This window comes from Ectopseudomonas chengduensis (genome assembly GCF_900102635.1).
Classification (GTDB): domain Bacteria; phylum Pseudomonadota; class Gammaproteobacteria; order Pseudomonadales; family Pseudomonadaceae; genus Aquipseudomonas; species Aquipseudomonas chengduensis.
This window is the reverse complement of sequence record NZ_FMZQ01000009.1, coordinates 180,707-193,939: the sequence shown is the minus strand read 5'-3', so window position 1 is coordinate 193,939 and position 13,233 is coordinate 180,707. Positions and strand designations below refer to the sequence as shown.

General features: G+C 64.2%; 14 protein-coding genes. 6 read left to right on the top strand and 8 right to left on the bottom strand.

The window, feature by feature from the left end; translation table 11 throughout:
• Nucleotides 1-40: 40 nt before the first annotated feature.
• Nucleotides 41-1,240, top strand: coding sequence for an MFS transporter (locus tag BLS08_RS15760; RefSeq protein WP_017677700.1), 1,200 nt, complete (start codon nucleotides 41-43; stop codon nucleotides 1,238-1,240).
• Between the two features lie 66 nt (nucleotides 1,241-1,306).
• Nucleotides 1,307-1,864, top strand: a complete 558-nt coding sequence (locus BLS08_RS15755) for a COG3904 family protein (RefSeq protein ID WP_026088642.1) — start codon at nucleotides 1,307-1,309, stop codon at nucleotides 1,862-1,864.
• A gap of 938 nt (nucleotides 1,865-2,802) precedes the next feature.
• Here the strand turns inward: BLS08_RS15755 and BLS08_RS15745 are convergent.
• Together BLS08_RS15745 and BLS08_RS15740 are read right to left on the bottom strand one after the other, a co-directional pair.
• Nucleotides 2,803-4,104, bottom strand: coding sequence for an SLC13 family permease (locus tag BLS08_RS15745; RefSeq protein ID WP_017677702.1), 1,302 nt, complete (start codon nucleotides 4,102-4,104; stop codon nucleotides 2,803-2,805).
• A 37-nt stretch (nucleotides 4,105-4,141) separates the two neighbouring features.
• Complete coding sequence (locus BLS08_RS15740) at nucleotides 4,142-4,963, bottom strand: amidohydrolase family protein (protein ID WP_017677703.1); 822 nt, start codon at nucleotides 4,961-4,963, stop codon at nucleotides 4,142-4,144.
• Between the two features lie 179 nt (nucleotides 4,964-5,142).
• Here BLS08_RS15740 and BLS08_RS15735 point away from each other — a divergent pair, with 179 nt between their 5' ends.
• On the top strand, nucleotides 5,143-5,880 hold the full coding sequence (locus BLS08_RS15735; RefSeq protein WP_090336892.1) for a GntR family transcriptional regulator: 738 nt from the start codon (nucleotides 5,143-5,145) through the stop codon (nucleotides 5,878-5,880).
• Nucleotides 5,881-5,951: 71 nt separating this feature from the next.
• Here the strand turns inward: BLS08_RS15735 and BLS08_RS15730 are convergent, their stop codons facing one another.
• From BLS08_RS15730 to BLS08_RS15710, 5 genes are all read right to left on the bottom strand, one after another.
• The gene (locus BLS08_RS15730) at nucleotides 5,952-7,262 is read right to left on the bottom strand and encodes a CitMHS family transporter (RefSeq protein WP_017677705.1); all 1,311 of its coding nucleotides are present in this window, start codon (nucleotides 7,260-7,262) and stop codon (nucleotides 5,952-5,954) included.
• 159 nt (nucleotides 7,263-7,421) lie between these two features.
• Nucleotides 7,422-8,165: an SDR family NAD(P)-dependent oxidoreductase gene (locus BLS08_RS15725; RefSeq protein WP_017677706.1), complete on the bottom strand. Its 744-nt coding sequence runs from the start codon at nucleotides 8,163-8,165 to the stop codon at nucleotides 7,422-7,424.
• 63 nt (nucleotides 8,166-8,228) lie between these two features.
• Nucleotides 8,229-8,576 (bottom strand): hypothetical protein, encoded by a 348-nt coding sequence (locus tag BLS08_RS15720; protein WP_017677707.1) that lies wholly within the window; start codon nucleotides 8,574-8,576, stop codon nucleotides 8,229-8,231.
• Between the two features lie 176 nt (nucleotides 8,577-8,752).
• Entirely contained in the window at nucleotides 8,753-9,277 is a 525-nt protein-coding gene (locus BLS08_RS15715; protein WP_017677708.1) for a DUF3087 domain-containing protein, read from the bottom strand.
• 65 nt (nucleotides 9,278-9,342) lie between these two features.
• Nucleotides 9,343-9,957 carry a DJ-1/PfpI family protein gene (locus tag BLS08_RS15710; protein ID WP_017677709.1) on the bottom strand — a complete coding sequence of 205 codons (615 nt, stop codon included), beginning with the start codon at nucleotides 9,955-9,957 and terminating at the stop codon, nucleotides 9,343-9,345.
• A gap of 83 nt (nucleotides 9,958-10,040) precedes the next feature.
• Here BLS08_RS15710 and BLS08_RS15705 point away from each other — a divergent pair, with 83 nt between their 5' ends.
• Nucleotides 10,041-11,375 carry an aminotransferase-like domain-containing protein gene (locus BLS08_RS15705; RefSeq protein ID WP_017677710.1) on the top strand — a complete coding sequence of 445 codons (1,335 nt, stop codon included), beginning with the start codon at nucleotides 10,041-10,043 and terminating at the stop codon, nucleotides 11,373-11,375.
• Here the strand turns inward: BLS08_RS15705 and BLS08_RS15700 are convergent.
• Nucleotides 11,369-12,199, bottom strand: coding sequence for an AraC family transcriptional regulator (locus BLS08_RS15700; RefSeq protein ID WP_017677711.1), 831 nt, complete (start codon nucleotides 12,197-12,199; stop codon nucleotides 11,369-11,371). The genes BLS08_RS15705 and BLS08_RS15700 overlap by 7 nt on opposite strands.
• A gap of 122 nt (nucleotides 12,200-12,321) precedes the next feature.
• Between BLS08_RS15700 and BLS08_RS15695 the strand changes: the two genes are divergently transcribed.
• Nucleotides 12,322-12,840 (top strand): carboxymuconolactone decarboxylase family protein, encoded by a 519-nt coding sequence (locus BLS08_RS15695; protein ID WP_017677712.1) that lies wholly within the window; start codon nucleotides 12,322-12,324, stop codon nucleotides 12,838-12,840.
• A gap of 18 nt (nucleotides 12,841-12,858) precedes the next feature.
• Nucleotides 12,859-13,113: a glutaredoxin 3 gene (gene grxC, locus BLS08_RS15690; RefSeq protein ID WP_017677713.1), complete on the top strand. Its 255-nt coding sequence runs from the start codon at nucleotides 12,859-12,861 to the stop codon at nucleotides 13,111-13,113.
• Nucleotides 13,114-13,233: the final 120 nt, after the last annotated feature.

The window sequence follows — 13,233 nt, the reverse complement described above, 5'->3', positions numbered from 1 at the left end:
TTATAATTGCGCGCTTGCTTCTCGCCCCTCCAGGTCTCTCATGAACAGTTCTGCATCCGACGCCGCGACGAGTCTGTCGCCGGGCGCGATCCTTCTCATTCAACTCGCTCTGGCCCTCGGCGGCTTCGCCATCGGCACCGGCGAGTTCGCCATCATGGGCCTGATGCCCAACGTCGCCGCCGATCTTGGCGTCAGCGAGCCGCAGGTCGGCCATGTGATCAGCGCCTACGCCCTCGGCGTGGTGGTCGGTGCACCGGTGCTGGCCCTGCTCGGCGCCCGCCTGCCAAGGCGCATCCTGCTTCTGCTGCTGATGGGCTGCTTCGCCCTCGGCAACTTCGCCAGCGCTCTGGCACCGAGCTACGAGCCGCTGCTGCTCTTCCGCTTCATCGCCGGCCTGCCGCATGGCGCCTACTTCGGTATCGCCATGCTGGTGGCTGCCTCCATGGCGCCGCCGCACAAGCGCGCCAAGGCGGTGAGCCGGGTGCTGGCCGGCCTGACCGTGGCCATCCTGATCGGTAACCCGCTGGCCACCTGGCTCGGCCAGTTCATGAGCTGGCGCTACGCCTTCGCCCTGGTCGGCATCATCGCCATCATCACCATCGCCATGGTGGCGATCTTCCTCCCGGCCGACCCGCACGAGCAGCGCAGCAGCCCCTTGGGTGAACTGCGCGCCTTTAACCGCGCACCGATCTGGCTGGCACTGGGCATCGGCTCCATCGGTTTCGCCGGGATGTTCTGCGTATTCAGCTACATGGCGCCCACATTGCTCCACGTCACCCAGGTCGGCCCCGGCTGGATTCCCCTGGCCATGGGCGTGTTCGGCGCCGGCTGCATCGTCGGCAACAGTGCCGGCGGCTGGCTGTTCGACCGCCTGCGCCTGCGCGCCGTGGCCTGGATTCTGGCCTGGAGTACGCTGGTGCTGCTGGCCTTCCCCTTCGCCGCGCACAGCCTGTGGACCATCCTGCCGGCGATCTTCGCCCTCGGCACGATGATCGCCCTCGGCCCGGCCCTGCAGACCCATCTGATGGACGTCGCCACGGGCGCGCAGACACTCGCCGCCGCATCCAATCACGCCGCGTTCAACGTCGCCAACGCCCTCGGCCCCTGGCTCGGCGGCCTGGCCATCAGCGCCGGCATGGGCTGGACCGTGACCGGCTACATCGGCGCGGCCACCGCCATCGGCGGCCTGCTGCTGTTCGCCTGGGCCTGGAAGGTGCAGCACAAAGACGGGCCAATCTGACAGATGCGGGATAGTGCGCCGGCAGGTATCGTCTACCTCCCGAGCCACTATCGCGTAACCCGCCCGATGATTGCCCAGCGTTTACGATTCGCCCTGCTCGCCACCACCCTGTTCACCGCGCTGACCGCCCACGCACAAGTGGAAGTCGAAGCTAACGCCGGCCTGCTGGCGGTGAAGATTTCCGAAGAGATCGTTCCGGGCGATTACGAGAAGCTGCTGGCTGGCTTGCGCGCCAAGCCGGGCAAGCACAAGCGCAAGGTCGTGCTGCTCGACAGCATCGGCGGCAGCGCCCCGGAAGCCATCCGCATGGGCCGCTTGCTACGGGAAACCGGCTTCGAGGCGCTGGTACCTTCCGGCGGCCTGTGCCAGGGCAGTTGCATCTACCTGCTCGCTGCCGGCACCAAGCGCACCATCAACGGCCACGTTGCCCTGCGCCGTCCCCCCTTCCCCGCTGGTGACTCGGCGCTGGCACAGGCCGCCCATGGCAGCCAGCCGTTCAGCCCGGCCAGGTACTTTCGTGACATGGGTGTCGACGTAGGCCTGGCGGAAGACATCTATCAGGTCGCGCCAGGGCGCTTGCGTCTGCTGAGCCAGGATGATTTGCGAAACTATCGGCTGAAATAGCGATACCCGCTGAAGTGAAGCAAGCCCCAGCATCACGCGATGCCGGGGCTTTCTTCAGGTTCTTCGCATTCTCGCGGGGGGATACGCATGGCACCGGGCTGGCAAGTTTGTGTGCGTGCCGCTTACTGACTTAGCACTATCCATTAGTGCGTGCGCTGAACGTTTGGGTTGCGCCCCTTACGGGCGCCACACCTTGATTCGCTGCGCTCACCCTTCGGGCCAGCCTGCGGCTGTTACTGCGCTGCGCTACGTTTCTTTGCTTGCCCAAGAAAGGTGTGCCAAAGAAGGGCACCCGGCATTTTAATTCCAGTCAGTTAAGCGTCGATGCTGCGAATGGGTAGGAGTGGCGCCCCGCCGCGAACCAAGTCGATGCGCAATTGAAAAGCTTCGCCCCGAGGCGGGGCTCCTACAAAGGGCTGCTTTGGCAACCTGATCTGATCGGCATTACCCTGCCTCCGGGTTTTGCTGCGCGAAATTCCCCACGCCCCGATGCTGCTCCGGGGGCCGGGGCGCGAGCTTGCATAATCTTTGCGGAATTGAAGTTGGCGGCGTCTGGCCTTTGCCCTTGCTCTTCAACTGCGATCTCACAGACGACGCCCAAATCCCCTTCAGGAGGCCGAGTGGAATCGCCACGTAAGGGGTTGAGCGACATGGATGTCGCGAGAGCTGCGATGGGCCAGGGATGGCCCTTCGCAGCGTGCCCCTGGAGTGGTGATGGAACGAGGGAACCCCGGCGCAGCCGGGGCCGTATGTAGGGGTGTGTTTCTTTGCTTACTTTCTTTGCACAAGCAAAGAAAGTGAGTCGCCCGTAAGGGGCGAAACCCATCAGATCAGACGACACGCTAACGGATAGTGCCAAGCCATCGACAGCTAACACGTAATTGCCAGTCCGGTATCAACCCGCACTTTCCCCAAACTATGCGAAGAACCTTTTCTCATCAGAACAGGAAGGTCAGCGCCAGGTTGAACAGCATGGCGGCGACGAAACCGATGGGCGCGGCGCGTAGCAGCAGTTGCGAGAACAGGGTCGAGCGCACCTTGTCGTCCGTGCAGGAGCCCAGCAGTAGGCTGCCGCCGGAAGAGAACGGCGAGATCGAGGTGGCCTGGGCACCTACGACGATGGCGATGAAGATGATCATCGGATCGATCGACATCGACGCCGACAGCGGCAGCACCATCGGGAACAGCGCCGGCGCCACCACGCCGAGCGTACTGGCGAAAATCGACATCAATGCAGCCACCACACCGAAGGCCACCGGGATCATCAGCGGCGGGATGTTGCCACTGATCCAGGACGCCAGGGAGTCGATGGCGCCGGCCTTGATCGCGACGGTAATCAGCATGCCGACACCACAGATCATGATCAGCGTGGCCCAGGGTACGGAGGCGATAGCCTTGCGCTCGTCACCGAGCTTGAGCAGCAGTGCGATCACCGAGAACACGCTGGCAATCAGGCCGATATCCACCTTGCTGTTGATGAACCTGACCGTGGCGTTGTCCGGAAAGGCCAGCAGCGCCAGCGGTGCAGCGAGCACCAGCACCATCATCAGCACGGTCAGCAGCAGGGTCAGTTTCTGCTCACGGTTGAAGGCCTCCGGTAGATCGGCGGCGAGCACCGCATTCTTCAGGTTGCGGCCATGACCACCGAGGAAGACGAAGGCGGAAATCACCAGCACCGGAATGATCGCCGTGCTGGCGAAGATCGCCAGGGCGTTGACGAAGGCTTCGCTCTCGGGCATGCCCGCGCTGGTCATCAGACCGCGGAAGATAATGCCGCTCTGGCTGGAAACGAAGTTCGCCCCGGCCAATGCGCCGTAGTTCACCGCCATGCCGCCGAGAATCAGGCTCATGCCGGTGCGCTGGCACAGCAACAGGGTCAGCGGCGCCATGAAGGCCAGTACGGTGTAGTAACCGGCGCCCATGCCGGCGATCACGCTACCGGTGACGAAGATCGCGTACGGCAGCAGGTGTGGCACGCCACGGCAGCGATACAGCAGATGCCCGGCGAGTTTTCCCAGGGTGCCGTTGACGGTGGCGAAGCTGTAGAACAGGCAGACCGAGAAGATCACGAAGAAAATCTTCAGCGGCCACATGTTGATGATGTCGCCCGGGCTCAGGCCCATGCCGAAGCAGCCCAGCAGGTAGGCGAAGGCAATGGCGAACAGGCCGATGTTGATCTTGGTGGTGTACCCCAACGCGACGGCGAGGACGATCGCGGCGACGACGAGCAGGCTCATCATGATTTGATTCCTTTTGTTGTTCTGATGTGAGCGACGGTTACGCCGAGGCGAAACCGAACAGAGTTGCGGGGTTGTCCACCAGAACGCGACGGCGCTCCTCGGGGTTGGGCAGCAGGGCCTCGAGCAGCACGAACTGCTGATCGTAACGGGTCTGCGACTCGAACTGAGTGTTGGGCCAGTCACTGCCCCAGAGGAATCGCCCTACTCCACCGCAGGCTTCACGCAGGCGCGCTTCGATGGCCTGGGCACGGGCCTGATCGGACTGGCTGCGATAGGCCGCCGACAGCTTGATCCACACCGGCGCCTGGTCGAGCAGATCGAAGAAAGCGTCATGCTTCGGATCGTCCAGCTGCACGCTCGGTGCCGGCAGGCCGAAATGATCGATCACCAGGGTGACGCCTGACTCGAGGATCGCCGGCACGATCAGCGCCAGGTCGTCGAAACCACGCTGGATCTCCACCTGCCATCCGCGTCGCGCCAGGCGGCGGAACAGGCCGTTCCAGGCCGGGCCGGTGTAGTCCTCCAGCACCTTGCCGATCAGGTTCAGGCGTATGCCCACCACACCCGCGGCGGCCAATTCGTCCAGCTCGGCATCGCTGACCTGCGCGTCGACCACCGCGACGCCACGCAAACGCTGCGGGAAACGCTGCAACGCCGCGACCATGTAGTGGTTGTCGGTGCCGAGAAAGCTCGGCTGGATCAGTACCCCGTGGGACAGCGCACAAGCGTCCAGGTGGGCCAGGTACTGCTCCACGCTGGCGTCATAGCTGGGGCTGTAGCGGCGGCCGGGAACCATGGGCAGGTCCTGGCGGAAGATGTGCGCGTGGGTGTCGATGCCGGTGATTGCGGCATAAGGCATGGGCGTCACGAAGCGATACCTCTGTCGTTTTTTGTACGAGCCGCCGGTACGAGCGACTCCTTTTTGTAGAACATATATTCATATATATGATTAGATGACTGTATCTACAGAGATCGAGTGCTGTCAATCTGCAGGCCAGTGGTAAAGTGACGGCCGGTCGACTTTTGGATGTGAGGTTTATGAGCACCACGGCTCTGGGACAGGACGAACGCCTGCCGCTGTATCAGCGGTTACGCGACGAAATGCTGGGCAAGATCGCCGCAGGCGAATGGCTGCCTGGGGAAGCCATCCCCACCGAAGCGGAGTTGACCCGCCAGTACGGCGTGGCCGTGGGAACGGTGCGCAAGGCGGTGGAAACCCTCGTCGCAGAAGGCCTGCTGCTGCGTGCCCAGGGTCGCGGCACCTTCGTGCGGCGGCCGAACTTCGACGGCTCGCTGTTTCGCTTCTTTCGTCAGGTCAGCGCCAGCGGCCAGCCTCAGGTACCGCAAAGCCGTATCCTCGACTGCCGCCAGGTGCCTGCCGACGCTACCGTCAGCCAGGCCCTGAAACTGGGCGAAGGCGAGCCCTGCGTCTTTCTCCAGCGCCTGCGCCTGATCGACGGCCGCCCGCTGTTCCATGAACGTATCTGGCTACCCGCCTCGCGCTTCAGCGCTCTGCTGGATATCGCCGCCGACCACTTCCCGCAATTGCTCTATCCCTTCTACGAGCAGCATTGCGGCCAGCGCATCGCCTCGGCCCAGGAAACCCTTACCGTCTCCGCAGCCGATGCAGAGCTCGCTGCCATTCTGGATGTGGCCGAAGCCAGCCCGAGCGTGGCCATCGAACGCACCGCATTGGGCTACGACCGCACGCCGCTGGAATATCGCCTGTCACGCGCGGCGGCGGAGAACTTCCGTTACCAGGTGGAAATCAGCTAACAATTTTCAGCACGCTGAATGCAAAACGCCCGTGCAAGCCCGGGCGTGAGATGCAGTGCTAGCAGCGCTTGTCAGAACAAACCGAGTGCCCAGGCCGCGCCGAAGAGCACCAGCGAGAAGCCCCACATCCACCACAGCGAATAGCGAATGTGCCGGCCCAGATCCAGCCCGGCCAGACCCAGTGCCAGCCACAGTGCCGGCGAGAACGGGCTGATGAAGGTGCCGATGATGTTGCCGATGGTCAGCGCATAGACCACGCTGGCCGGCTCGACGCCCTGGGCACCGACCACTTCCAGCGTTACCGGCAGCAGGCCGAAGTAGTAGGCGTCGGTGCTCAACATCAGCTCCATCGGCAGGCCGAACAGCCCCAGCAAGATATGCATCTGCCCCACCAGCGGTGCCGGCAGCACCTGCGCCAGGTCCTGGGCAATGGACGTGAGCATGCCGGTGCCGGTGAAGATGCCGAGCATCGAGCCCGCCGCCAGGATGATCATGCCCATACTCAGCGCAGCCGGAGCGTGGGCGGAGATACGCTGCATCTGCGCCTTGCCGCCGGGGTAGTTGATCAGCAGCGCCAGGCACAGACCGATCATGAAGATATAGCCAGCCGGCAGCACGCCAGAGAACAGCGATACCAGCACCGCCAGGAACAACGCGGAGTTGGCCCACAGCAGACGCGGGCGCTCCAGTGCAAGCTCCTCGGCGCTTGGCTCATGCAAATCAGTGCTGGTTTCCACCAGTACCCCTTCGTCCCCACTCTTGCCGGCGGCGATACGGCGCTGCTCACGCCAACCCAGCAGCGCCGCCAGGGCTACCAACAACACCACACCGATACCCTGGATGGCGATCAGCGGACGCCACAGCTCGGTGACCTCGATGCCGGTCACGGCCGAGGCACGGCCCAGCGGTCCGGCCCAGGGCAGCATGTTGAAGATACCGGCGCCGATCGCCAGCAACAGCAGCATCAGGTAGGGGCTCATGCGCAACTGCTTGTACAGCGGCAGCAAGGCGGGAACAGTGAGCAGGAAGGTGGTGGCGCCGGCACCGTCGAGATGCGCCAGCATGCCGATCACCGCCGTGGCCACGGTCACCGCGATCACGTTGCCGCGGGTCAGCCGGACCATGCCGCCGATCAGCGGGCGGAACAGCCCGGTGTCCTGCAGCACGCCAAAAAAGGTAATGGCAAACACGAACATGGTGGCAATCGCCGTCACGCGGCCGATGCCATCGGTGAAGAAACCGGAAATCGCCTCCGGGCCAAAGCCCGCGGCCAGAGCGCCGAGCAACGGCACCACGATCAATGGCAGAACAGGCGACATGCGCCCGATAAGCAGCAGCACAACCAGGCTGCAGATGGTCAACAGGCCAATCAGGGTCAACAAACCGCTTTCTCCTCTTTTTCTTGTAAGGCACGCGAAAGGCGCGTGCGGAGGCTAAGAGGCGAACCTTTCAAAAACCTTTAAGCGGCGGACATGCGTCACGCTAAATGTCAGTGGATATGTCGCCGAATCGGGGCGGCAGCCCTGCCACCCCGACTTCACTTATTGCAGTGTGTAGCCCTTGTCCACCACCCAATCCTGGCCGTGGACGCCGCGTGCACCATTGCTCAGCTGAAACAGCACCACCTCGGCAATCGCCTGCGGATCGAGAAACTCGCCGTCGACCAGGCGCTTGCCAACCTCGCTGGCAACGCCCGCCAAGGCATCGTCGGCCAGGCCCAGACTGTTCCAGATCGGTGTCGCCGTCGGCCCTGGTGAAACCAGATTGAGCCGCAGCCCGTCGCCGGCATGTTCCAGCGCCAGACTACGTACCAGCGCCGAGAGCGCCGCCTTGCTGGCGATGTAACCGCCGAGCCCGGCAAACCCCAGTTGCCGCAGAAAGGTACTGATGAACACCACCGACGCAGGCCGCGCCAGATGCGGCCTGAGCACTTGAAAGGTATTGATTGCACCGGCGCCGTTGACCTGCCACTGCTGCTCGAACGCCTGCATATCGCAGCCCGGCGCCAGCCGCGCGATTCCGGCGTTGGGCACCAGATAGTCGACTGCCCCGAGCCGCCCCGCCCGCTCGGCCAGTCCATGCAGCGCGTCGATATCGGTGACGTCACCCGCACACCAATGCAGCTGTTCTGGATGCAACGCCTGCAGCGCTTCCAGCGCGCCCAGACGCCGTGAAAAAGCCAGCACGCGCGCGCCGCGCTGCAGCAACAGATCACACACAGCCAGACCGATACCCGAGCTGGCCCCGGTGACGACAGCCAGACGACCCTGAAAATTCGTATTCATGAAGTTCCTCGAAGCAAAAAGAGCATGAGTGCCGCGGCTTCCACGAGCCGCGCTGAGATCGACTTACTGCGCTTGCAGACGGATGCCGTTCATCTCCACCTGCTGACCCAGCGCGAAGCGCTCCTTGGGCGAGCGCACCCACTGCTCACGACCGTCTTCGTGGCGCACCATATAGGCGGTGCCACTATTGCCAGTGGCAGCCTGCACCTGTGCGCCCGACCAGAGCCCGGCGGCGCCACCGACCAACGCACCGACAGGGCCACCCGCGGCGGCGCCCAGCATCAGGCCGGACAAACCTCCGAAACCGGCACCCACCGAGTTTTCTTCACGTTCGGCCAGCACTTCGGCAGCCTGCAGAACATTGGCGGCCGCTAGGCCGAGGGAAAGGGCAAGCAAGGCAATGGATTTCATCTGAGCTCTCCTGTGATGGGCATTGCACCCGGAGAGAGTCAGATTCTGTGCCATGTATTTTATCTATAAAAAACAGATAGATAAGAAAAAACAGGTACTAATGACAACAAGGAGATCAGGTCACAATGACAACTTTAAAGTCATTGTGACTTCAACCCTGGATCGACAAGAAGTGTTCAGCTAAACGTTTTGACCCGCTCCAGCCAGGCCAGGTCGAGCCGCGTCTGCTCGATGTCCAGCCCCTGCTGCTCCATCGCCTCACGATGGCTGTCGATCTCGCGCACCATCTGGCTCAGCTCGCTGGAGTTGCCGTCGAGCTGATGCATCTGGGTCACTCCCAGGTGGTAGAAGCGCAGCAGCTTCATCGCCGTTTCATCGCCCTGGGCCACGCCTGCCTTGACGTGATGCATGACGTTGGTCACGCGCATCAGGCTGCGCTTGAGGCGCCAACCGTAAACGGCCGGCGCCATGAACGGCCGCAACCAGAGTCGCTGGCGCACCAAGGCAATGGTCAGGCCGAGCCCCGCCAGCACACCCAGCAGGTTCCACTTGAAGTTGTCGCCACCGGGCGTGCCGAAAAGCTGCGTGCTCGCCGTGGCGCAGAGCATGGCCAGCGCCACGAAGATGACCGCGATCACCATGGTGCTGCGGCGGGTCTGCTGGCGGTAGTAGGCGGGGTCGATGGGCTGGATTTCGAACATGCGCGAAGGCTCGTGGCGGGGTCAGTCGGCGATGGTACGACAGCTTGCCGCGATGCACGAACCCGTCACGCCTCTGTACGGTACTGAAGATAAGGACCGATCGCCGCCATCGCCCCCGCCAGGTACTGCGCCTTCTCACCCACCGGCGCCACGTAGTGCAGCGCCTGGCGCGCCTCGTCGAGGCCGACCAGACGGGCGATGACCCAGGCGGCGAGATAGGTCGACGCCAGGCAGCCACCCGCCGTGGCGACATTGCCACGGGCGAACAGCGGCTGGTCGAGCACCTGCACACCCGCCTCCTGCACCCAGGGCTTGCTGGTCAGGTCGGTGCAGGCGAGCACGCCGTCGAGCAGGCCGAGCCGGGCCAGTAGCAACGTGCCGGAACACTGCGCCGCCAGCAGTTGCCGCGCCGGGTCGAGGCGCAGCTGCGCCATCAGCGCTTCATCCGCCACCACCTCACGAGTACGCATGCCACTGCCGACGATCACCGCATCGGCCGCGCAGGCCTGCTGCAGGTCGATGTGGCTATCGATCACCAACCCGTTCATGGATGTCACGCGTGCAACTGGGCTGGCGATGCTGACGCGCCAGTCGGGCCGGCGGACGCGGTTGAGAATGGCGAAGGCGATCAGCGAGTCGAGCTCGTTGAAACCCTCGAAGGTCAGAATGGCGATGTGCATGGCAGCTCCTGTGATGAAACGGGTTGCCACGCAGCTTCGGGGCAATGATCATGACAATCAAATAATTGTCATGGATACAACCCATGCCCCGCGCGCGCTACAAGCAACTGGTCGATCAGTTGGCCGCCGACATCCGCTGCGGCGCGCTCGCGCCCGGTACACGCCTGCCCACGCACCGCGAACTGGCCGCGCAGCACGGCATCGCCCTAGTCACCGCGTCACGGGTCTACGCCGAGCTGCACGCCATGGGCCTGGTCAGTGGCGAAACCGGGCGCGGCACCTTCGTGCGCGAGACCAGCCTGGCGCCTGGCCACGGTATCGACCAGCCGGCGACCGAGGGCGGCATGCTCGACCTCAACTTCAACTACCCCACGTTGCCGGGCCAGGCCGATCTGCTGCGCCAGGCCCTGCGCCAGCTGGCATTGTCTGGTGACCTGGAAGCGCTGCTGCGCTACCAGCCGCATGCCGGGCGCCCCCATGAGCGGGCATTGCTGGCCAGGCACCTGACGGATCAGGGACTCCCGGTCACGGCGCAACAGGTGCTGATCGTCAACGGCGCCCAACACGGCCTGGCGCTGACCCTGCAGACCCTGCTCAAGCCCGGTGACGTGGTCGCGGTCGATGCCCTCACCTACCCCGGTTTCAAGGCGGCTGCTGCCGCGCGCGGCGTGGAATTGCTGGCGCTGCCCTGCGACGCCAGCGGCCCCGATTTCGATGCCCTGGCAGCACTGTGCAGAACGCGCCGGGTACAGGCGATCTACAGCATGCCGACCCTGCACAACCCGCTGGGCTGGGTACTCGACCAGCGACAGCGCAAGCGCCTGATCGATATCGCCCGCGAGCACGATCTGCTGATCATCGAGGATGCCGCCTACGCCTTCCTGGCCAGCTCGGCACCAGCGCCACTGGCCGCCCTGGCGCCCGAACGCACGGTGCATGTATCTGGCTTCTCGAAGAACATCGCCACCGGCTTGCGGGTTGGCTACCTGACTGCGCCTGCCGTCTGGGTCGCCGCACTGGAGCGCAGCATCCGCGCCAGCACCTGGAACACCCCGGGCATCATGACGGCGCTGGTCTGCGCCTGGATCGAAGACGGCACACTGGCCCGCCTGCAAGCACAGAAGCGCGAGGACGCCCGCTGCCGGCAAGCACTGGCGCGGCGCGTGCTGGCCGGCCTGCAACCGATCGGCCATGAGGCCGGCTATTTCCTCTGGCTGCCGTTACCGGCCGAGGTGCGCGCCGATCAGGTCGTGGCGCGCCTGCTGCACGAGCGGGTGGCGGTCTCCACCGCTGAGCCGTTCAGCACCTCGGAGCAGGTGCCCCATGCGCTGCGCCTGGCCCTTGGCTCGGTCACCCTGGCGCAACTGGAAGACGCGCTGGACAAGGTCAGGCAAGCCATCGCCCATTTCGCCTATTGAGCGACCTGACGCAGCCACTCGCTGGGACTCGCCCCCACCTTGCGGCGAAATGCACGGGCCAGGGCCGAGGGGCTTTCATAGCCGACCTCGTCGGCGATCAGCGCCATGGGCCGGCCCTCGCGCAGACGCTTCTGCGCCAGGCTGACGCGCCAGCCCACCAGATAATCCGCCGGTGTAGCACCGACCACATCGTGAAAATGCGCAGCGAAACTGGCGCGCGACATGCCGGCCAGCGCCGCCAGCTCGGCCACCGACCAGCCGTGCTGCGGTTTCTCGTGCAGTTGATTGAGCGCCCGCGCCAGGCGTGGTTCGGCCAGCCCCGCCATCATCCCCGAGGCCAGCTCGCGGCTGTTCATCAGATGGCGCAGCAGTTGAATCACCATCAGCTCGAACAGGCGATTGAGCACCAGTTCGCGTCCGCAATCCTCCCCCGCCGCCTCGGCGAACAGCCAGTCCAGGCAACCGCTCAGGCTCGGCAACTCGCGCAGCGGTTTGACGATGGCGCCTGGCAGTGACCGCGACAGCGGATTGTCGATGCCGCCGTCGAAGGCCAGGGTCGCGCAGACCAGTTCGGCACCGTCAGCCTCACTGGCCGTCATCTGGTGCAGGCGCGGCCTGGCCACCAGCATCAGGCTCGGCTCTTCCAGACGCAGTTCGCGGCCATCGCCTTCACGAAAGCTCATGCGCCCGGCACGCAGTAGATGGATGTAACCATGCGGCTCATGCTCGCCATGGCTGCTGGTGCCGCAGAACCCACCGCGGTGGAAGGTGCTGGCGTGCAGGTTGAAGTGATGCAGCAGGCTGGAAAGGCGATCCATGGTCATCTCGCACTCTTGGACGATCTGTCGCACAACATCGACGATCTGAATCCGAAAAGCCAGATCGATTGCCTAGCATGGCTCCAGGCTTGAACGACAAGCTCCCCACCCAAGACTGGAGAAACACCATGACTCGTATCGCCGCACTGCCCTTCGAACAAACCGCTGCCAGCGCCCAGACGCAACTGGAAGGCATCCGCAAGGGCCTCGGTTTCATCCCCAATACCTTCGCCACCCTGGCCCACGCCCCGGCCGCGCTGAGCGGCTACCTGGCACTGTCCCAGGCGCTCGGCAAAGGCACACTGAACGCCAAGGCGCGCGAAGTGGTGGCGCTGGCGAGCTCGCAGGTCAACGGCTGCGAATACTGCCTGGCCGCGCACACCCTGTTCGCCGGCAAGGCCGGTCTTAGCGCAGCGGACATTCGCAGCGCCCGCGATGGCGAGTTCGATGCCGTAGCGCGCCTGACCCGGCAGATCATCGACAGCCGCGGCCGCCTCAGCGATGCGCAGCTGCAAGCCGCGCGCGATGAAGGGCTGAGCGAGGCCGCTATCGTCGAAGTGGTGGCCAACGTCGCCTTGATGACGCTGACCAATTACCTCAACAACCTGGCCGAAACCGTTGTCGATTTTCCACCAGTAGCCGTCTGATGACGCCGGAGGTACACCATGCAAGCCGTCACCCTCTACACCACCGCATACTGCCCTTACTGCATCAACGCCAAGGCGCTGCTGACACGCAAGGGCGTGACCTACGAGGAAATCGACGTGAGTCGCTCGCCCGAGCGTATGGCGGAGATGCTGCAGCGCAGCAAGCGCCGCAGCGTGCCGCAGATATTCATTGGCGAGCATCATGTCGGCGGCTTCGATGACCTCGCCGCACTGGAACGTGGCGGCGAACTGGATGCGTTGCTGCAAGCCTGAACCCTGATGGCCGACCTTGCCGGCGGCCATCACCCCTTCTGCGCCGACAGCTGTGCCGGCCTACTCCTTTTCGTCAAAGCGCTCGTCTTTGCCCTCATGCACCTGGCCATCGCTGCCGAT